This window comes from Streptomyces sp. CBMA156 (genome assembly GCF_014596515.1).
Taxonomy (GTDB): domain Bacteria; phylum Actinomycetota; class Actinomycetes; order Streptomycetales; family Streptomycetaceae; genus Kitasatospora.
In genome coordinates this window covers 1-18,301 of the sequence record NZ_MSJQ01000102.1, presented here as the reverse complement: position 1 = coordinate 18,301, position 18,301 = coordinate 1, and the positions used below count along the sequence as shown (strand labels likewise).

The 18,301-nt window shown below is 75.0% G+C and carries 17 protein-coding genes and 2 pseudogenes; 11 read left to right on the top strand and 8 right to left on the bottom strand.

What is annotated here, in order from left to right:
• Nucleotides 1-2,034: ATP-binding protein (locus BU198_RS08830; RefSeq protein WP_188296292.1), on the top strand; the 2,034-nt coding region annotated here is incomplete at its 5' end.
• Between the two features lie 99 nt (nucleotides 2,035-2,133).
• On the opposite strand, the gene BU198_RS08825 is transcribed toward BU198_RS08830, so the two are convergent.
• Entirely contained in the window at nucleotides 2,134-3,396 is a 1,263-nt protein-coding gene (locus BU198_RS08825) for a serine hydrolase domain-containing protein (RefSeq protein WP_188296291.1), read from the bottom strand.
• Nucleotides 3,397-3,713: 317 nt separating this feature from the next.
• Here BU198_RS08825 and BU198_RS08820 point away from each other — a divergent pair, with 317 nt between their 5' ends.
• A complete protein-coding gene (locus BU198_RS08820) occupies nucleotides 3,714-4,610 on the top strand; it encodes an alkaline phosphatase family protein (RefSeq protein WP_188296290.1) in 897 nt (298 codons plus the stop codon).
• Nucleotides 4,611-4,702: 92 nt separating this feature from the next.
• Here the strand turns inward: BU198_RS08820 and BU198_RS08815 are convergent, their stop codons facing one another.
• Nucleotides 4,703-5,950, bottom strand: coding sequence for an MFS transporter (locus tag BU198_RS08815; protein ID WP_188296289.1), 1,248 nt, complete (start codon nucleotides 5,948-5,950; stop codon nucleotides 4,703-4,705).
• A gap of 80 nt (nucleotides 5,951-6,030) precedes the next feature.
• Between BU198_RS08815 and BU198_RS08810 the strand changes: the two genes are divergently transcribed.
• Complete coding sequence (locus BU198_RS08810; RefSeq protein ID WP_188296288.1) at nucleotides 6,031-6,609, top strand: MarR family winged helix-turn-helix transcriptional regulator; 579 nt, start codon at nucleotides 6,031-6,033, stop codon at nucleotides 6,607-6,609.
• 105 nt (nucleotides 6,610-6,714) lie between these two features.
• On the opposite strand, the gene BU198_RS08805 is transcribed toward BU198_RS08810, so the two are convergent.
• Nucleotides 6,715-7,773 (bottom strand): trypsin-like serine peptidase, encoded by a 1,059-nt coding sequence (locus BU198_RS08805; RefSeq protein WP_223244127.1) that lies wholly within the window; start codon nucleotides 7,771-7,773, stop codon nucleotides 6,715-6,717.
• A gap of 131 nt (nucleotides 7,774-7,904) precedes the next feature.
• Nucleotides 7,905-8,387: pseudogene (locus BU198_RS08800) on the bottom strand (DUF1348 family protein).
• Between the two features lie 103 nt (nucleotides 8,388-8,490).
• On the opposite strand from BU198_RS08800, the gene BU198_RS08795 reads away from it, so the two are divergent.
• Complete coding sequence (locus tag BU198_RS08795) at nucleotides 8,491-9,057, top strand: TetR/AcrR family transcriptional regulator (protein ID WP_188296287.1); 567 nt, start codon at nucleotides 8,491-8,493, stop codon at nucleotides 9,055-9,057.
• A 34-nt stretch (nucleotides 9,058-9,091) separates the two neighbouring features.
• Here the strand turns inward: BU198_RS08795 and BU198_RS08790 are convergent.
• Nucleotides 9,092-9,415, bottom strand: a pseudogene (locus BU198_RS08790) (SDR family oxidoreductase); the annotation flags it as partial.
• A 179-nt stretch (nucleotides 9,416-9,594) separates the two neighbouring features.
• Between BU198_RS08790 and BU198_RS08785 the strand changes: the two are divergent.
• Together BU198_RS08785 and BU198_RS08780 are read left to right on the top strand one after the other, a co-directional pair.
• Nucleotides 9,595-9,738, top strand: a complete 144-nt coding sequence (locus BU198_RS08785) for a hypothetical protein (protein ID WP_188296285.1) — start codon at nucleotides 9,595-9,597, stop codon at nucleotides 9,736-9,738.
• The gene (locus BU198_RS08780; RefSeq protein WP_188296284.1) at nucleotides 9,731-9,937 is read left to right on the top strand and encodes a hypothetical protein; all 207 of its coding nucleotides are present in this window, start codon (nucleotides 9,731-9,733) and stop codon (nucleotides 9,935-9,937) included. The genes BU198_RS08785 and BU198_RS08780 overlap by 8 nt, the downstream gene beginning before the upstream one ends.
• Nucleotides 9,938-9,941: 4 nt before the next feature.
• Here BU198_RS08780 and BU198_RS08775 read toward each other — a convergent pair whose 3' ends face one another.
• Nucleotides 9,942-11,192 carry a DUF5685 family protein gene (locus tag BU198_RS08775; protein ID WP_188296283.1) on the bottom strand — a complete coding sequence of 417 codons (1,251 nt, stop codon included), beginning with the start codon at nucleotides 11,190-11,192 and terminating at the stop codon, nucleotides 9,942-9,944.
• Nucleotides 11,193-11,518: 326 nt separating this feature from the next.
• Here BU198_RS08775 and BU198_RS08770 point away from each other — a divergent pair, with 326 nt between their 5' ends.
• Genes BU198_RS08770 through BU198_RS08760 form a run of 3 tightly spaced genes read left to right on the top strand, consistent with a single transcriptional unit; the run spans nucleotide 11,519 to nucleotide 14,289 of the window.
• Nucleotides 11,519-12,082, top strand: coding sequence for a helix-turn-helix domain-containing protein (locus BU198_RS08770; RefSeq protein WP_188296282.1), 564 nt, complete (start codon nucleotides 11,519-11,521; stop codon nucleotides 12,080-12,082).
• Nucleotides 12,079-13,569: an MFS transporter gene (locus BU198_RS08765; protein WP_317620030.1), complete on the top strand. Its 1,491-nt coding sequence runs from the start codon at nucleotides 12,079-12,081 to the stop codon at nucleotides 13,567-13,569. The genes BU198_RS08770 and BU198_RS08765 overlap by 4 nt, the downstream gene beginning before the upstream one ends.
• A 27-nt stretch (nucleotides 13,570-13,596) precedes the next feature.
• Nucleotides 13,597-14,289: an alpha/beta fold hydrolase gene (locus BU198_RS08760; RefSeq protein ID WP_188296281.1), complete on the top strand. Its 693-nt coding sequence runs from the start codon at nucleotides 13,597-13,599 to the stop codon at nucleotides 14,287-14,289.
• Nucleotides 14,290-14,331: 42 nt separating this feature from the next.
• Here the strand turns inward: BU198_RS08760 and BU198_RS08755 are convergent, their stop codons facing one another.
• Nucleotides 14,332-15,777 (bottom strand): DUF2252 domain-containing protein, encoded by a 1,446-nt coding sequence (locus tag BU198_RS08755; protein WP_188296280.1) that lies wholly within the window; start codon nucleotides 15,775-15,777, stop codon nucleotides 14,332-14,334.
• Nucleotides 15,778-15,965: 188 nt separating this feature from the next.
• Here BU198_RS08755 and BU198_RS08750 point away from each other — a divergent pair, with 188 nt between their 5' ends.
• Nucleotides 15,966-16,454, top strand: a complete 489-nt coding sequence (locus BU198_RS08750; protein ID WP_188296279.1) for a DUF2809 domain-containing protein — start codon at nucleotides 15,966-15,968, stop codon at nucleotides 16,452-16,454.
• Nucleotides 16,455-16,461: 7 nt separating this feature from the next.
• On the opposite strand, the gene BU198_RS08745 is transcribed toward BU198_RS08750, so the two are convergent.
• Nucleotides 16,462-17,244, bottom strand: a complete 783-nt coding sequence (locus BU198_RS08745) for an SGNH/GDSL hydrolase family protein (protein ID WP_188296278.1) — start codon at nucleotides 17,242-17,244, stop codon at nucleotides 16,462-16,464.
• 216 nt (nucleotides 17,245-17,460) lie between these two features.
• Between BU198_RS08745 and BU198_RS08740 the strand changes: the two genes are divergently transcribed.
• The coding region (locus tag BU198_RS08740; RefSeq protein WP_188296277.1) for a 4Fe-4S domain-containing protein at nucleotides 17,461-18,301 on the top strand (841 nt) is incomplete at its 3' end.

Sequence of the window (18,301 nt, the reverse complement as noted above, 5' to 3'; positions counted from 1 at the left end):
CCGCCCGACACCGGCGCCCCGCCCGTCGCCCTCGCCGAGGCCGGCCAGAGCGCCCTGGCGCTGCCCCGGGACATCGCCGACTTCACGGCCCGGGAGGACGCCCTCGCCCTGCTCGCCCGGCTGGCCGAGGACGAGCGGCCCGCCCACCCGCGGGTGGTGCTGGTCAGCGGTCAGCCCGGCCTCGGCAAGACCTCCTTCGCCCTGCACGCCGCCCACGTCCTGGCCCCGGGCTTCCCGGACGGCCAGCTCTCCCTGGACCTCGGCGGGATGTCCGCGCAGCCGCTGCCCGCCAGGGACGCGCTCGGCCAGGTGCTGCGCGCCCTGGGCGTCGCCGACGCCGCGGTGCCCGCGGGGACGGAGGAACGGGCCGGCCTCTACCGGGCGCTGGTCCGCGAGCGGCGACTCGTCCTGGTGCTGGACAACGCCGCCGACGAGAGCCAGGTGCGCCCGCTGCTGCCCGGTTCGGGCCCGGCCGTGACCATCGTGACCAGCCGCAACGTGCTGCCCGGCCTGGAGTCGGTGCACCGGCTGAGCCTGGACGTGCTCTCCCCGGCCGAGGCGGCCGGCCTGCTGGCCAGGATCGCCGGCCAGGAGCGGATCGGGGCGGCGCCCGACGCCACCGCCGAACTGGCCAGGCTCTGCGGCTACCTGCCGCTCGCGCTGCGGATCGCCGGGCAGCGGCTGGTCGCCCGCCCGCAGCAGCCGGTCGCCCACCTGGTGCGCCAGCTCGCCGCCGAGGAGAACCGGCTGGACCTGCTGGAGACCGGCGACCTGGCCGTCCGGCCGGCCTTCGAGCTGTCCTACCGGCGACTGCCCGCCGAGTCCCAACTCGTCCTCCGTCGCTGCGCGCTGACCGCGGGGCAGGACTTCACCGCGGAGATCGCCGCGGCCTACGCGGGCCGGCCGGCGGGCCGCACCGAGCTGGTGCTGGAGCAGCTCGTCGACGCCGGGCTGATGCAGCCGGCCACCCCGGACCGCTACCGCCTGCACGACCTGGTGCGGCTCTACGCGGGCGAGCGGCTGGCCGCCGACGAGACGGCCGAGGAGCTGGCCGAGGCCCGCACCCGGGCCGGCCGCCGGATCCTCGGCCGGGCGGCGGGGTACGGGCTGCGGTTCGACCCGGACCACGCCGCGGACGGCACCGGCGCCGGCACCGGCGGCTCCGCGACCGCGCACCTCACCGAGGCGGCCGCCTGGCTGGAGTACGAGCACCCGGAGTGGCTGGCCGCCCTGTACCAGGCGCAGCGGGCCGGCCGGTACCGCGAGGTGGTGGACACCGCCGAGGCGATGCACTGGTTCTCCGACCGGCTGCTGAGCTGGGGCATCTGGGCCGAGGTGTTCCAGCTCTCGGCGGACGCCGCCCGGATGATCGGGGACCGGCGGGTCGAGGCGGTGCACGTCAACTACCTGGCCTGGACCCACATCACCTGCCTGCACCGCTACCAGCGCGGGGTCGAACTGGCCACCGAGGGGCTGGAACTGGCCCGCGCGGTGGGCGACCGGGAACAGCAGGGCTGGGCGCTCACCTACCTCGCCTCCGGCCTGCGCTACCTCCAGCGGTACCGCGAGGCGACCGACTCCTTCCACCGGGCGGCGGACGCCTTCGCCGAGGTCGACAACCGCTCGGCGATGATCGGCCGGCTGGTCACCCTGCGCGGCGCCGCCAACTGCCTGCGGGAGTCCGGCCGGGCGGAGGAGGCGGTGGAGTCGCGCCGACGGGCGCTGGCCGAGGCGCTGGAGCTGGTGGAGCGCTGGTCCTCGCCGCTGATCCACCTGCTGGCGGCCATGACGGCACACGAACTCGGCCTGGACCGCGCGGCGTTGAAGCGCTGGCCGGCCGCCGAGCGGGCCTACCGGCAGGCCCTGGTGCACTTCGAGGAAGTGGGCCGGCCGGACAGCATGACCAAGACCCTGACCGAGCTGGGCACCGCGCTGATCGAGCAGGGCCGCGCCGAGGAGGCCCGCGAGCTGCTCACCGAGGCGCTCACCGACCTGAGCGCGGAAGGGCCGCGCTCGGCGGGCGCCAGGCACTGACCGGCGTCCGGACGGCATGTGCCCGGGACGGCAGGTGCCCCGGAGCGGCAGGCGCCCGCCCCGGTCGGACCGGGAGCGGGCGCGAGGCCGGACGGAGGGTCAGATCCTGGTGTCCTCCACCACCGGCAGCGAGTCGACCGGCACCGAGGCCGGGGCGAAGCCCGTCCGCGGGGCTGCGGCGGGCTTCTTGCCGCAGAAGGCCGGCTCCAGGGTGTTCATCAGGCCCTGCGTCACCGAGCCGTTGTTGGAGGCGTTGGCGAAGACCACCACGCTGCGCCGTCCGTCCTGGGTCGTGAAGGACTGCGTGTTGAAGCCCTGCACGATGCCGCCGTGCCCGTACACGTCGCCGCAGGAGAGCGAGATGCGGCGCAGGCCCAGGCCGTAGGAGATCTTCGCGGTGGGGGTGGGCAGGGCGGCGGTCATCTGCTGGAGCGAGGCGTCCGAGACGAGTCCGCCGTTGCCACCGGCCATCAGGGCGCCGAGGAAGCGGTCGAGGTCCTCGGCGGTGGAGATGACGGCGCCGGCGGCCCACACCCAGGAGCCGGTCTGCGCGGTGGAGTCCAGCAGCGGCTTGGCCCGGTCGTCGTTGGTCAGGTAACCGGTGACGTGGGCGCCGCTCATCCCCTGCTCGGGCACCACGAAGGAGGTCTTGCGCAGGCCGAGCGGCTGGATGATCCGCTCGTTCAGCACCTCGGCGAACGGCTGGCCGGTGAGGTGTTCGACCGCCAGGGCCATCAGCACGAAGTCGGTGTTGGAGTAGGAGTAGCGGGTGCCGGGGGTGTACTGCACACCGTGCTTCACCGACATCGCCACCAGCGCGCGCGGGTCGTACACGTTGGTGCGGATACGCGCCTCGAACGCGCTGGTGGTCTCCTCGCCGGCCTGCTCCAGCAGGTCGTTGGTGTGGTCGTAGACGCCCGCCCGGTGTTCCATCACCTGGCGGCCCGTCATGGTCCAGGTCTCCGGCAGGGTGCCCTCGGGGAGGTACTCGCGCAGCGGGCGGTCGAGGTCGATCCGGCCCTCCTCCGCCAGCTGCATCACGAGAACGGCCGTGAACATCTTGCTGTTGCTGCCGACCCGGAACTTCCACGAGGAGTTCATCGGGGTCCCGTCCAGGTCGGCCAGGCCGACGTTCACCGAGCGGGTCCGGTCGACGGCGCCGTGGTCGCGGATCACCGCGAACGCGCCCGGGGCGCCGGCCGCGGTGGTGGCCTGGAGGGCGGCCTGCACCCCGGCGAGGTCGGGGGCGGTCGGGTCGGCGGCGTCCTGGCCGGCGGCCGCGGCGGGCAGGGCACCGGTCGCCACCAGGACGGCGCCGGCGGCGGCCACCGCGAGGGGACGCAGAAGACTGGTCTTCGCCATGTTTCTCGGCTCTCTCGTCAGCTGACGCGGTGTCCGACCGCGCCGTTCGGAGATCACTATCACCGGCTTGGGCGGTCCATGGCAATGTGAACCGATTCGCCCGCATTCTCCGTTGTCGATGCCGAGTTCGGTGGCCGCACCGTTCGTTTCCCGCTCCGGGGCCAAGGCTTCACCTGCCGTCGTCTACCCGCGTCAAGCGACGCGCCCCATGCTGTTCGGGCGCTGTCGCGCACTCCGGTGCGCTCGCCGCACCGGCTTCCCCCTCACCGACGACGGAGCTCCCCCTCGCCGGGCCGTCTGCTACCCGAGGAATTGTCATGACTTCGTCCACGAAGCCCCTGAGCCCCCGCTCCCGTCGCACCGCGACCGCGATCGGCTCCGCCGTCGCCCTGGTCGCCGCCTCCGCCGGCCTGTGGGCGGCCACCGCCACCACCGCCCAGGCCGCCGCGCTGCCCACGCCCGACCACATCGTCGTCGTGGTGATGGAGAACCACGCCTACACCCAGGTCATCGGCAGCAGCAGCGCCCCGTACATCAACAACACCCTGAAGGCGGGCGGCGCCAACCTCACCCAGTCCTTCGGCATCACCCACCCGAGCGAGCCGAACTACTACGCGCTGTTCTCCGGCTCCACCCAGGGCACCGTCGACGACAGCTGTGTGAAGGTCGGCGGCTTCCAGGCGGCCAACCTGGCCTCCGAGGTCATCGCCGCCGGCAAGACCTGGGGCAGCTACAACGAGTCCCTGCCCAGCCAGGGCAGCACCGTGTGCAGCAGCGGCAGCTACGCGCAGAAGCACAACCCCTGGTTCGGCTTCGGCAACGTCCCGCTCAGCTCGGCGAAGACCTTCGCCCAGTTCCCGGCCGACTACAGCACCCTGCCGAACGTCTCCTTCGTGGTGCCCAACCTCTGCAGCGACATGCACGACTGCTCGGTCGGCACCGGCGACACCTGGATCAAGAACAACCTGGGCGCGTACGCGACCTGGGCCCAGTCCCACAACAGCCTGCTGGTCGTCACCTTCGACGAGGACAACAAGCTGTCCGGCAACCGCATCCCGACCGTGATCTACGGTGCCCATGTGACGCCGGGCAGCAGCAGCGCCACCACCTACAACCACTACAACGTGCTGCGCACCCTGGAGGACCTGGCCGGCACCACCGGCCACGCGGGCAACGCGGCCTCCGCGAGCGACATCACCGGCATCTGGAACTGAGCGCGGCGATCGGGTTCTGACCGACGGTCCGGGGCCGGGTCCGCGCCCTGGGCCGGGGTCGGGGCCGGCCGCAGGGTGACCTCGGGCCGGCCTCAGGCCCGGGCCGGTGGCCGTGCGGTCACCGGCCCTGGCACGGTCCCGGTGGTGCCCGGGGTGCCGTACCGCCGCACCCCGGGCACCACCGCCGTACCCGCGCAGACCAGCGTCACCAGCCCGGCCGCCGCCAGCAGCGGCACCCGGTCGCCCCAGGCGTCGGAGGCCAGCGGCGCCAGGGCGTACCCGAGCGGGGCGGCGGCCAGCGAGAGCAGCCAGTCGTACGAGGTGACCCTGGCCAGCGTCCCGGCCGGGAAGTCCTGCTGGACCACCGTCTCCCAGACCGGGTTGAGGAAGCCCAGCCCGGCCATCGCCACCGTCTGGGCGGCCACCGCGAGCGGCACCGGGGCGGGGAGCGCGAGGGCGAGCAGCGGCAGCCCGTACAGCGCGAGGGCGAGGTTGCCGGCCAGCACCGGGCGGCGGGGCCGCAGCCTTGCGGCGATCAGCGAGCCGGCCAGCAGGCCCACCGCGCCGGCCTGGGTCAGCGCCACCCAGGCGCCGTCGCCGCCGAGCCGGGTGTGGGCGACCAGCGGGCCGAGGGTGAGCTGCACGGCGCTCGCGCCGTTCCACACCCCGTGGGCGATCAGGCTGGTCCAGTACCAGTCCCGGGAGCGCACCTCGCTCCAGCCCTCGGCGAGGTCCCGGCGCAGTGAGCGTGGTTCGCCGGGCACGTGGTCGATCCGGAGCCGGGTGAGCAGGGCGGCGCTCAGCAGGAACGAGGCGCCGTCCAGTACGAAGGCCCAGCCGGGCCCGGCGGTGTACACCAGGAGTCCGGCGAGTGCCGGGCCGGCGAGGCGGGCGCCGCCGGTCGCGGTGCCGAGCAGGGCGTTGGCCCGCAGCCGCAGCTCGCCTCGGACGGTGGTCGCGACCAGCGGCGAGGCGGTGGGCATGGCGAAGGCGGAGGCGATGCCGCCGACCGCCGAGGCGGCCGCGATGTGTGCCAGGCCCGGCTGCTCGCCGAGCAGTTCCAGGCCGACCAGGAGCTGGGCCAGGGCCCGGACCAGGTCGGTGGTGAGGGCGACCAGCCGGGGGTCGAAGCGGTCCCCGACCACGCCGCCGACCGGCAGCAGGAGCAGCCTCGGCACCATCGCGCAGCCCAGGACCAGGGCGAGCGCGGCGGCGGAGCCGGTGGCGCGGGTGACGGCGATGGCGAGGGCGGCCGGGACGGCGGCGTCGCCGAGGGTGGAGACCGTCCGGCCGATGAAGAGCAGGCGGAAGCCTCCCTGGCGCAGGGGGTGCGGAGTCACGCGCCGCACTGTATTTCGGTGACGAAATTTTGGCAACGAATATTTCGGTGCCGTTGTTTTAGGGTTTGTAGACTTCTCCCATGGCCGAGCACCCTCCTGAGCAGCGCACTCCGCCCCGCGGCGACCGCCCGGAGCCCGGCGACCGGACAGAGCCCCGCAATCGGACGGAGCCCCGCGACTGGACGGACGGTCACGTCGACCGCTGGCAGCCGGTGCTGCCCGGCCTCGACCCGGACATCGAGGCCTCCGTCACCCGGATGTCCCGGCTCACCCGCCATCTCGGCCGGGTCCGTGAGCAGGGCGTCGCCGACTTCGGCCTGCACAAGCACGAGTTCGACACCCTGCACGTGCTCGCCGGGCGCGGCGGCCACGCCGCCCCCTCGGACCTGCGGGCCGACCTCAACCTCGCACCGGCCTCGGTCACCGGCCGGCTGGAGGCCCTGGAGCGGCGCGGCTTCGTGCTGCGCACGCCGTCCACGGAGGACCGCAGGAAGGTCGACATCCTGCTCACCGAGGCCGGGCGTGCGGCCTGGCAGGAGGCGCTGGACGTGGTCGGCCGGGAGGAGCGCCGGCTGCTCGGGGTGCTGTCCGAGCGGGAGCGGCGCACCCTGGCGGACCTGCTGCGGAAGGTGATGCTGGCTCAGGAGGGCGGGGCGTAGCGCCCTCCCGGGCCCGGGCCTCCCGAGCCTTGGCCTCCCGGGCCCGGGCCGTGTCGGCCCTGGCCCACCGGGCCCCGGCCGGGCGGGGCCGGCGTGGGCGGGAGGTCAGACCGGCCGGCTCTGCGCCCAGTCGTAGAGGCGGCGGGCGCTGTCGCCGAGGCGGGTGGCGTAGAGCGTGCCGGCCGGGCCGCCCGCGAGTTCCTCGGTGGTGGTGGTGACGCCGACGACGGTGCCGGTGCCGGTCCGGGTGTCGAAGTGCGTGAAGTGGGGGCCGCCGCTCGCCCCGTGCGACATGTCGCAGGCCTCGCCCCACAGGATCGGTGCCGTGGTGCCGGGCCCGGCCGGACCGGCGCAGTGGATCATGCGTGAACCGGTGTACTTGCCGCTCGGGTCGTTGAGCCGCTCCTTCGGATACCCGAAGGCGTGGACGAACTCGCCCGCGGCGGGCCGGGTGAACGCGATCCGCTGGCTTCCGGTGACGTCCGCGACCCTTCGTCCGTCGGCCGAGCAGTTCGCGACGAGGACCCCGGTGTCGAAGCCGGCCACGGCGACGGCGTCCGAGGTCGGGCCGGCGTCCCAGCGGGACGAGGTGGCCACGCTCCTGACGGTGAAGCCGCCGAGCGGCTTCGTGCCGTTGCGGTAGCCGGGCACGAAGTACAGGTTGTGGTTCCAGGTGTCGTCGGTGGCGGAGGCTCCGACGCCGCGCAGGCAGTGGGCCGCCGTGACGACGGTGCTGCGGTTCGCGGCGGCGACGACGGTGGCGGTGCAACTGCCGTCGTAGCCGTCGGAGAAGGTGAAGAAGAGCCGGCCGACGCTCCTGCTCACCGCTCCGCCGTGGGTCCACACGGCCCCGGGGTCCGGGGTGCCGGCGGGCAGCGGCCGCGGGTCGTCGGGCGTGTTGTCGTCCTCGGGCACGGGTGTGATCTCGGGGACCAGGGCGCCCGCCAGCTTCATCCGGTCGGGGGTCCAGTAGGCGTCGATCCGGCCGCGCTCCGCGGCGGTCGTGGCGCCGGAGTGCGTGGTGACGGACTCGCTCTCCGCGGCGAGGGCCGTGTTCGGCAGCAGCACCGCCGCCGTGGCCGCGCTCAGCAGGAGGGCGCCCACGGCGGCGAGCCCGCGGGGGAGGGTCCGGTCGGTGGCTGACGTTCCAGGTGTCTTCGGCATGTCCGGCACGCTAGGCGTGGCACGTCAGGCTTCTGTGTGGACCGGGTCTCATCCGTCCATCGGTTGGATCAGGGTCCGGTAAAGGTGTCCCGGCCGTGTGTCGGTGCCGCGCCGGGCCGCGGGGCCCGGGTTCAGAGGCCGAGTCCGGTGAGGCCGGGGTGGTCGTCGGGACGGCGGCCGAGCGGCCAGTGGAACAGGCGCTCCGCGGCCGTGATCGGCAGGTCGTTGATGGAGGCGTGCCGGTGGGCCATCAGGCCGTTGCGGTCGAACTCCCAGTTCTCGTTGCCGTAGGAGCGGAACCAGTGGCCGGCGTCGTCGTGCCACTCGTAGGCGAAGCGGACCGCGATGCGGTCGCCGTCGTACGCCCAGAGTTCCTTGATCAGGCGGTAGTCCTGCTCGCGCTGCCACTTGCGGGTGAGGAAGTCGGCGATCCGCTCGCGGCCGGTGAGGAACTCGGAGCGGTTGCGCCAGCGGCTGTCCGGTGTGTAGGCGAGGGCGACGCGCCGCGGGTCGCGGGTGTTTCAGGCGTCCTCGGCGGCGCGCACCTTCCGGCGGGCGGTCTCCTCGGTGAACGGGGGCAGGGGCGGGCGCTGCTCGGTGCCGGTCTCGGGCATGGGTGACTCCCTCGGGAATGGGTGTTCCGCAAGTGAGAACGACCGTTCTCGTTGCTCTGGCTACGATAGGAGAACCATCGTTCTCACGCAAAGGGCACGGCAGATGGATCAGGAAGACCCCCGGACCCGGATCCTCGACGCGGCCGAGGAGCTGTTCTACGGGCAGGGCGTCCAGGCGGTCGGCATGGACGCCGTCCGGGCCGCCTCCGGCCTGACCATGCGCCGCCTCTACCAGCACTTCCCGTCCAAGGGGGAACTCGTCGAGGCGTACCTGCTGCGCCGCGACGGCCGCTGGCGGGCGAGCCTCGCGGTGTACGTCTCCCGCGCCGGCGGCACCCCGGGGGAGCAGCTGCTCGCGGTCTTCGACTGGCTCGGCCGGTGGTTCGCCGAGCCCGGCTTCCGGGGCTGCGCGTTCGTCAACTCCCTCGGCGAACTGGGCGCCTCCAGCCCCGCGGTGGTGGCCGCAGCCCGGCACCACAAGGAGCAGTTCGGCAGCTACCTCGCGGGCCTGACCGAGGCCGCCGGGGCCCCGCCCGCCACGGCCGTCCACCTGGCCCTGCTGGCCGAGGGCGCGATCACCAGCGCCGCCGTCCACGGCGACCCGACGGCCGCCGCCGACGCCAGGGAGGCCGCCCGGCTGCTCCTGGACGCGACGACGCCGGCCCGGTAGTCCCGGGCGGCCGGCGGGAGCTGCCGGACACGCCCTACGCCAGGCCGCCGTTGCTCGTCAGCAGTTGCCCGGTGACCCACTGGCCCTGCGGTGAGCAGAGGAAGTCCACCAGGTGCGCGGCGTCGAGCGGGGTGCCGAGGCAGCCGAGCGGGGCGCGCCCGCGCAGCTCGTCCCTGGTTTCCCGGTCCATCCAGCCGGTGTCCGCCGGGCCCGGGTCGACGACGTCGGCGGTCACCCCGAGGTGGGCGGACTCGTGGGCGGCGGCGAGCACGATGCGGTCCAGGGCACCCTTGCCGGCTCCGTACGGGAGGTTGCCCACGGTGTGGTCGCTGGTCGGCGCGACGATCCCGGCGCCGATGCCGGCCGTCCGGCCCACCCCGGTCACCAGGGCCACCGGGCGGGGGAGCCGGGGTGTCGGATGGTGCCGATGGGGCGTCATGAGGCGTGATGGTTCCGGGCCGGACCGCACCGGGCAAGCGCTTTTCACCCGAACGCGCGTTTATCGCCCATTGATCGCCACCGGCTAGCCTCGGGCCCGTGAACGAGAGAGCGGCCGAGCGGCCGGGGGCGTTGCCCGAGGGACGGATGACGGAGCAGGACGCCGAGCGGTTCCGGCAGTTGCTGGCGCGACTGGAGGACTCGCTGGTGGTGGACCGGAAGGCGGCGGGGCGCGATGCCTGAGTGCGCCGAGCTGCGCCCGGTGGCCGTGCCGCCGGTGGTGGCGGCGCAGCCGGTCGCGGTGCTGCCGCTCTGGCGGCGGGGCGAGGCCGGGGAGCGCCGGACCGCGGACCGGCCCGGGGTGCTGCGGGGGCACCCCGGGCCGGTGACGGCCGCCCGGTACGGGAGCGAAGGCGGGGAGGGCGCGGAGCCGGAGGGCTGACCGGTCAGCCGCAGTCGCACGAGCAGCAGTCGCAACCATCGCAGCAGTCGCACCCGTCGCAGCAGTTGCAGCAGTCGCCGCAGTCGGGGCAGTTGCCGCACTCGCCGCAGTCGTTCCGCACGCAGAAGCCCTCGCGGGGTTCGCGGCTGTACGGGTCGTTGTGGTCGCAGCAGAGCAGCTGGCAGGTGCAGGCCATCAGCGCCCACATCGCGCACCCGGCGAGCAGGTTGCGGGGGTTCGGCGGCTGCTGGCCGGGTGGGGTGAAGCCCGGTCCTTGCGGCACCCACGGCGGGACCGGCGCCTGGCCGGGCGGCGTCTCCTGCGGCGGCGCCTGGTGCGGGTGCTCGCCCGTGGCGGTGCCCGCCGCGTCGGGGTGGCGGCAGCTCGCGGTGTGCCGGGCCGGGCCGAAGACCCGCTCGACCGCGCGCTCGGTCTCGTGCGCGAGCAGCACGTGGACCAGCGTGCGGTCGCTCAGTTCGACCTCGCGCAGCGCGAGTCGGATGCCGTGGACGGCGTCGCGGCAGAGCCGTTCGGCCTCGGCCCGGTCGGTGCCGGTGGCGGTCAGCGGGTTCCAGGCGCCCGAGGCCGCGTCGGCGGTCTGGTCCTCGGCGGCGTCCAGGAGGTGGGCGAGCCGGCCGAAGAGCCGTCCGGCCTCGGCGAGCGGGGCGGCGTTGCCGGGGCGTCCGGCTATCACGGCGGTGTGGGCGAAGGCGGCCGAGGTGGCGGTCTCGGTGGGCTCGGTGACGAGCAGGACGGACCCGCCCGGCCGGAGCGACCGCTCCAGCTCGCCCTGCCGGGAGGCCGCGTCCAGCAGGACGGCGGTGTCGAAGCCGATCGTCGAGGCGCTGCCCGCGCTCTTCCGGTCCCAGCGCCGGGTGACGGCCCTGGCCCCGGCGGCGACCGGGCGGCGGGCGAAGACGCCGTCCCGGTCCTCGACGTGGTCGCGGATCTTGACGGAGGCGAGCGCCAGCGAGACGGCGGCGGCGAGACGGGCACCCTCGCCCTTGGCGACGGAGGCGGTCCGCATGCCGCGCAGCGGGCACGGCCCGGCGGTGCGGCGCCAGGAGGAGTCCTCCCGGGCGGCCTGGGCCTCGACCAGCACGGAGATGATCAGGCCGTCGTAGTTGGTCGCCGTCCGGGCGAGCTGCCCGTGGTCGTCCCGCAGCGCGAGGCAGAGCCCGCACAGGTGCGCCATCCAGGAGGTCTGGAGGCGCTCGGACAATCGATGCCTGCACGGTCTGATGATGCCGAACACGCTGGTCCCCCTTGCTCACGGGCCGCCGACCGGCCACGATTCGCCGCACATCATACGATCACAGGCCCTTTCGGGCCGAGGGCCCGTCAACCGGGGAACCCTCCGGCGGCAGGCCAGGGGGGCCTCGTCCCCGCCGTCGGCCCTGACCTGCCGACTCTGTTCCGCTCCCGCCTGTTCCCGTCCGTTCCGCTCCGGACGGAACGTCAGGGCGGCCACCGGACCGGCCACCTGTCGGCGGCGGCGCAGGCACCTCCGGGGCCGCCCGCGGGCGGTGGGGCCGACGAAGTCCCGGGAGTGGATCTCATATCCGGGATAGCATCGCGAATATGGGAATCGACATGGCCGGCGACGAACGGCTGGCGCAGCGGCTCGCCGAGCTGAGGCTGGAACACGGGTGGACCTTGGAGGAGCTGGCGCGCCGGGCGGACGTCAGCCGCTCGACGCTGTCCCGGGTGGAGCGGGCGGAGGTCAGCCCGACGGCCGCGCTGCTCGGGCGGCTGTGCGCCGTGTACGGGCGGACGATGTCGCGGCTGCTCGCCGAGGTGGAGTCGGGCCCGGCCCGGCTGGTGCGGGCCGGGGAACAGCAGATCTGGCGGGACGAGGAGAGCGGGTTCGTCCGCCGGTCGGTCTCGCCGCCGCACGGCTCGCTGCGGGCGGAGATCATCGAGGGCCTGCTGCCGGCCGGCGCGGACATCGCGTACGACCGCGCCTGCACCCCCGGGCGGGAACACCACCTCTGGCTGTTCGAGGGGCGCCTGGAGCTGACCGTGGACGGCGAGGCCCAGCCGCTCGGCCCCGGCGACTGCCTGCGCTACGTCGGCGGCACGAGCAGGTTCCGCAGCCTCGGCCCGGACGCGGCCCGGTACGCGCTGGTGGTGGTCGAACCGTGAGCGCCGCCACCGGCCCGATAGCGAAGGAACCCGGGGAGCCCAAGGAGCGCTTCGACGCCGCCGGGCGCCGGGTGCTGCTGGTCTGCGTCGCGGGCGGCTTCACCACGCTGCTCGACCAGTCCGTCCTCAACACCTCCGTCCCCGCCCTGCGCGAGAGCCTGCACGCCGGCTCGGCCGACCTCCAGTGGATCGTCGCCGGCTACTCGCTCGCCTTCGGTCTCGCGCTCATCCCCGGCGGGCGGCTGGGCGACGTCCTGGGCCGCAAGTGGTTCTTCGTCACCGGCCTCGCCCTGTTCACCCTGGTCAGCCTGGTCTCCGCGACCGCCACCGAGCCCGGGGTGCTGATCGTCGCCCGGCTGCTCCAGGGTGCGGGCGCGGGCCTGGTCAACTCCCAGATGATCGGCACCATCCAGGACGTCTTCGACGGGCAGCTGCGGACCCGCGCCCTCGGCATGTACGCCGTCACCGGCGGCCTCGCCTTCGCCCTCGGCCCGCCGATCGGCGGCGCGGTGCTCGCCCTGGCCGGTCCCGAGGACGGCTGGCGGCTGACCTTCCTGCTCAACGTCCCCTTCGGCCTGGCCACCGTCGTCCTGGCGGCCCGCCACCTGCCGAAGCCCCGCCCCAGCAGCAGGAACGCCGACCTCGACGTGCTCGGCCTGCTGCTGGTCGGCGCACTCACCCTGGCCCTGATGCTGCCCTTCGTCCGGCCGCCCGGCTGGAGCGGCTGGCTCGCCTTCGCGGCGGCCGCGCTGCTGCTGCTCGGCGCGCTCGCCCGGTGGCAGCGCCGCCTCGCCAGGACGGGCGGCCACCCGCTGATCCACCCCGCGCTCACCCGCTCCGCGCCGTACGCGCTGGGCACCGCCACCGCGATGGCCCAGTTCGGTTCCTCGCTCGCCGCCTCGCTGGTCCTGACGATGTTCCTCCAGGACGGCCTCGGGCTCTCCCCGGTGGGCGCCGCGCTGGTCGTGCTGCCCTCCGCCGTCGCGATGGGCGTCGCCTCCGCGCTCGCCTGGCGGGTCGTCCAGCGGTACGGCCGGCGCACCGTCACCGCGGGGATGGCCGGCTCCGCCCTCGCCATGCTGCTCAGCGGACTGCTCGCGGCCTGGGCACCCGACGCCGTGCTGCCCTGGCTGCTGGCGCTGCTGCAACTGCTCGGCGGCGCCTCGGTCGGCCTGATGGGCTCCACCAACCAGGCGTACGTGCTGCGCCACGCGCCGGCCGAGGCGGCCGGGGTGAGCGGGGCGATCCTGCAGATGACCCAGCGGATCGCGGCGGCGGTCGCGGTCTCGGCGCTGTCCGGGGTCTACCTGCGGGAGACCACCGGGGGCGGCGGGCACCGCTCCGCCTTCCTGACCGCGAGCGTGGTGTGCGCCGCGGTCGCCGGACTCGCCGTCCTGGCCTCGGTGTTCGCGGGCCGCGCCACCGCGCGCGAGCGGCGCGAGGGCGCACCGGTCGCGATGAGCCGAGGGCGAACACCGGTCCGCTGACCGGTGGTCGGCGCGTACCGTGACGGCATGACCGAAGGACGGAACCGGACCGTGGACCTGCCCGGAGTGACGCTCGCCTACCGCGAGAGCGGCCCGCCCGGAGGCCCGCCGCTGGTCCTGCTGCACGCCCTCGGCGAGCGCGCCGCGGACTGGGACACCGTGCTGCCGGGCCTTGCCCCCGCCCACCACGTGTACGCGCTCGACCTGCGCGGCCACGGGGACAGCGCCCGCACCGCCGGCTACTCACTGGAGGCGATGCGGGACGACGTGCTGGCCTTCCTGGACGCCCTCGGCCTCGCCCGCGTCGACCTGGCCGGCCACTCGATGGGCGGCGCCGTCGCCTACCTGCTCGCCCAGGCCGTGCCGGAGCGGATCGACCGGCTGGTCCTGGAGGAGATCCCCGCCCTCCACCCGCGCCCGGCGACCGCGCTGCCCGAGGACCGGGACCCGGACGTGCACTTCGACTGGGCGATGGTCCGGGCGGTCAGGGCCCAGCTCGACGACCCCGACCCGGCCTGGCGGGCGGGGCTGGCCGGGATCACCGCCCGCACGCTGGTGGTCGCCGGAGGCCCGGCCAGCCACGTCCCGCAGGAGCGGATCGCCGAACTCGCCCGGCTGATCCCGGACTGCCGCCTGGTCACCGTCGAGGCCGGGCACCTGGTGCACGGTGCCCGGCCCGCCGAGTTCGTCGCCGCGGTGGCGCCGTTCCTGGCCCGGTGAGCCCGGCCCGGTGAGCTCGCCGGGCCAGGAACGGCGCGGCGGTCAGACGCCGTGTTCGACCGGCAGCCGCCCGCTGCGCACCGCCGTCAGCAGGTCCGCGTGGTCGGCCTCGGTGCGGTCCGCGTAGGCCACCGAGAAGGCGGCGACCGCCTCGTCCAGCACCTCGCTCTTGCCGCAGTACCCGGCCAGCAGGGCGGGGTCGGAGGTGTGGGCGTGCGCCCGGGCCAGCAGGGCGCCGGTGATCCGCGCGTAGTCGTCCAACTGGGCCGGAAGCAGTGCGGCCGGGTCGACGCTTCCCTTGCGGTTGCGGAACTGGCGCACCTGGTACGGGAGTCCGTCGACCGTGGTCCAGCCCAGCAGGGTGTCGCTGACCACCTGCATGTGCTTCTGGCCGAGCACCACCCGGCGGCCCTCGTGCCCGTCCGGCGCCGGCTGCGGCGCGTTCGGCAGGTACGGCAGCAGCGCGGACGGGCGGGCCTCCTTCACCTGGAGCACCAGCGGCTGGTCCCGGTGGTCGGTGAGCAGCACCACGTACGAGCGGGTGCCCACGCTGCCGGTGCCCACCACCCGGAACGCCACGTCCTGCACCCGGTAGCGGGACAGCAGGGTGCGCACCTCGGCCGGCAGCGTCTCGACGTACGGGCCGAGCGCGTGCGCGACGGCGCGGGCGGTCGCGTCGGTCACCTCGGTGAGCACCGGGGGAGCGGCCGTGAAGCGCCAACCGCCGTCCGCGGTACGGGCGGTGCTGCGGGCGGCGAACCGGGCGCTGGTGTTGCCGAGCGCCTTCGCGCCGACCTTGCGCAGCACGTCCGCGAGGTCGTGCGCCTCGGCGAACGAGACCAACTGCTCGTCCGCGATGGCGTTCCAGGCGTCCAGGGTGGGCAGCTTGGCGAGGGTGCGCATGGTCCGGCGGTAGGAACCGGCCGCGTGCTGGGCGGCCTCGCGCGCGGTGTCCTCACCCGCTCCGGTCTCCCGGGCGGCCAGCACCAGGCTGGCGGCGAGCCGCTTGAGGTCCCACTCCCAGGGGCCGGGGACGGTCTCGTCGAAGTCGTTGATGTCCAGCACGATCTGGCCGCGCGCGTCGCCGTACAGGCCGAAGTTGGCGGCGTGCGCGTCGCCGCACAGCTGCGCGTCCACACCGGTCACCGGGGTGCCCGCGAGGTCGGCGCCCATCAGCCCGGCCGATCCGCGCAGGAACGCGAACGGACCGGCCGCCATCCGGCCGACCCGGATCGGCACCAGCCCGGCTATTCGGCCCGCGTTGGAGGCCTCCAGCGCGGTCACGGCCGTCGGCCGGCCGGGCGCGGGCGCGAACTCCGCGTGCCGCTCCCGGGGCACCCGGGTCCGCAGTGCCTTGCCCCGCTCCCGCCCCCGCCCGTCCTGCGCCGGGGCGAACCCGGCCACCGCGAACCCGCGCCTGGTCCGCTCCTCCCTCTCCGCCGCCGTCGGCCGCGTCCCGACCGCCTCGGCCCCACCCGCGTGCGCCACTGTTCCCGCCCGTCCCTTCCGGTCCTCACCCCGCCCGCGACCTGCGCGGACGTTCGTCGGGGGGAGTGACGTCCGGCGCCGCGCGGTGGTTCCGGCGGGCGGGGGTCCGCTTGTGGGGCGCGGTGGTGGGGTGGTGGTGGAGTGGGGCCGGAGCGGCGCGCGTGGGGCGCGGGGGTAGCGTGGGGCGGATGAACGATCTCGGGGGGAGCGCCCGTCGGGCCCACCGGCGTACCCGCCCGGCGGCCGGCCTCGCCGCCGTGCTGACGGTGACGGCCGGCCTCGGCGTACGGGCGGTCCTGGGCGGGGACCTCGCCAAGTACGCGGGGGACGCGCTCTACACGGTCCTGCTCCACGCGCTGCTCGTGCTGGCCGCCCCACGGCTGCGCCCCGCCCGCGCCGCGGCCCTGGCCGCCGGGCTCAGCTGGGCCGTGGAGCTGTTCCAGCTCACCGGCCTGCCGGACGACTGGGGGCGGCACAGCACCCTGGCCCGGCTGGTGCTGGGCTCGACCTTCAACCCGCCGGACCTGCTCTGGTACCTGGTCGGCGCGGGGTGCGCCGGGGTGCTCCACCGGCTCCTGCGGACCTCCCGGACCGCGGTACCCGGCGCAGCGCCCGACCGGGCGCCCGGCGCCGTATCCGACGCGGCGCCCGGAGCCGTGCCCGGCAAGACATCCTGACGAACCGTCAGAGCGGGAGCAGCTCCGGCCGCTTGGCCTCGACGTGGTCGCCCGAGGACTCGCCGCGCAGCCGCCGGCCGACCCAGGGCAGCAGGTACTCGCGGGCCCACTGGATGTTCTCCCGGCGCTGGTCGGCGGGGGTGAGCACGCGGGCGTCCGGCCACGGGGCCTCCGGGTCCTGCCCGGTGCGCAGGCCCAGCGAGCGGGCGGCCAGCAGGGCGACCCGCTGGTGGCCCTCGGCGGACAGGTGCAGGCGGTCCTCGCTCCAGGCGCGGCGGTCCTGCACCGCGCGCAGCGACCACAGGTCGGCCACCGCGCAGCCGTTGCGGTCGGCGACCGCGCGCATGTGTCCGTTGTACGTGGCGATCTTGCCGCGCAGGTGCTTCAGCAGCGGCACGTCCCTGGTGTCGAAGCCGGTGCAGATCAGCACCGTCCCGGCGTTCTCGGCGAGTTCCACGACGGCGGCCTCGAAGCGCCCGGCGACCTCGTCCGGGTCGCTGCCGGGGCGGAGGATGTCGTTGCCGCCGGCGCAGAAGGTGACCAGGTCGGGCTGGAGGCGGCGGACCTCCGGCACCTGCTCGGCGGCGATCTGGTCCAGCAGCCGGCCGCGCACCGCGAGGTTGGCGTAGCGGAAGGCGCCCGGCGGGCGTCCGTCGGCCAGGATTCCGGCGAGCCGGTCGGCCCACCCGGCGAATCTGCCGTCGGCGGCGGGGTCGCCCACACCCTCGGTGAAGCTGTCGCCGATGGCGGCGTACGAATCGAGGTCGAGGGTCTCCTGGAGATGCGGCATGAAAGAGATAGTTCACCCAATCAAGTAACCTACGCCACCGTAGGTGACCCCGCGGCCACGTGAGATGGGCCACGTGCCCCCACCGGCGGCTCCCGCCCGCAGACGGCCACCCCCGGAAAAGGGCAAGATCCGTGCCCCCTTCCGCTTTCCGGCCGGTCCGGCGGATGCTCGAAGGGAGCGGCCGCGCCGGCCGCCGTCCTGCTGGGGAAGGCAGCCATGACCACCGAACCGCGCTCCGGCCCGCCCGAGAACTGGTTCATCGACGACCGGTGCACCAACTGCGACGTCGCCCGGCAGCTCGCGCCCGGTCTGGTCCGCGAGCACGCGGGCCGCTCGGAGCTGATCCGCCAGCCGCGCGACGCGGACGAGCGCCGGCAGCTGCTCGCCGCCGCCCACGCCTGCCCGACCAGGTCCGTCCGCCCCGGCACCGGGCCGCTCGACCCGGCCGGGGACCCGTTCCCGCTGGCCCTCGCCGACGACCTGCTGCTGCTCGGCCACAACTCCCGCCACACCGCGGGCGCCAACTCCTACCTCTGCCGCCGCCCCACCGGCTGGGTGATGGTCGACACGCCGCGCTACAGCGAGGCCCTCGCGGCCCGCTACGCCGCGCTCGGCCCGGTCACCGACGTCCTGCTCACCCACCGCGACCACGCCGCGCACGGCCGGGCGTACGCCGACCGGCTGGGTGCCCGGCTCCGGATCCACGAGGGCGACCTGGACGCGGCGCCCGACGCCGACCGGGTGCTGTGCGGCACCGGGCCGACGGAGGTCTCGCCCGGCCTGGTCGCCCACCCGTTCCCCGGCCACACCCGGGGCAGCGTGCTCTACGTCGTGGACGAGCGGTACTGCTTCAGCGGCGACAGCCTGTACTGGTCCCGCACCACCGGGGACATGGAGGTGGCCGAGTCGGTGACCTGGTACTCGATCGAGGAACTCGCCGCCTCGCTGGAGCGCGGCCTCGGCGTGCTGCGCTTCGAGTGGCTGCTGCCCGGCCACGGCGACCGGCGCCGGATGCCCGCCGACGAGGCGGACCGCCGGCTGCGCGCGCTGGCCGGGC

Excerpts from the sequence above, each read along its gene's own strand:
- BU198_RS08825 (WP_188296291.1), bottom strand. The coding sequence starts at position 3,396 with ATGGCGAAGACCAGTCTTCTGCGTCCCCTCGCGGTGGCCGCCGCCGGC.
- BU198_RS08820 (WP_188296290.1), top strand. The coding sequence starts at position 3,714 with ATGACTTCGTCCACGAAGCCCCTGAGCCCCCGCTCCCGTCGCACCGCG.
- BU198_RS08810 (WP_188296288.1), top strand. The coding sequence starts at position 6,031 with ATGGCCGAGCACCCTCCTGAGCAGCGCACTCCGCCCCGCGGCGACCGC.
- BU198_RS08805 (WP_223244127.1), bottom strand. The coding sequence starts at position 7,773 with ATGCCGAAGACACCTGGAACGTCAGCCACCGACCGGACCCTCCCCCGC.
- BU198_RS08795 (WP_188296287.1), top strand. The coding sequence starts at position 8,491 with ATGGATCAGGAAGACCCCCGGACCCGGATCCTCGACGCGGCCGAGGAG.
- BU198_RS08780 (WP_188296284.1), top strand. The coding sequence starts at position 9,731 with ATGCCTGAGTGCGCCGAGCTGCGCCCGGTGGCCGTGCCGCCGGTGGTG.
- BU198_RS08770 (WP_188296282.1), top strand. The coding sequence starts at position 11,519 with ATGGGAATCGACATGGCCGGCGACGAACGGCTGGCGCAGCGGCTCGCC.
- BU198_RS08760 (WP_188296281.1), top strand. The coding sequence starts at position 13,597 with ATGACCGAAGGACGGAACCGGACCGTGGACCTGCCCGGAGTGACGCTC.
- BU198_RS08750 (WP_188296279.1), top strand. The coding sequence starts at position 15,966 with ATGAACGATCTCGGGGGGAGCGCCCGTCGGGCCCACCGGCGTACCCGC.
- BU198_RS08745 (WP_188296278.1), bottom strand. The coding sequence starts at position 17,244 with ATGCCGCATCTCCAGGAGACCCTCGACCTCGATTCGTACGCCGCCATC.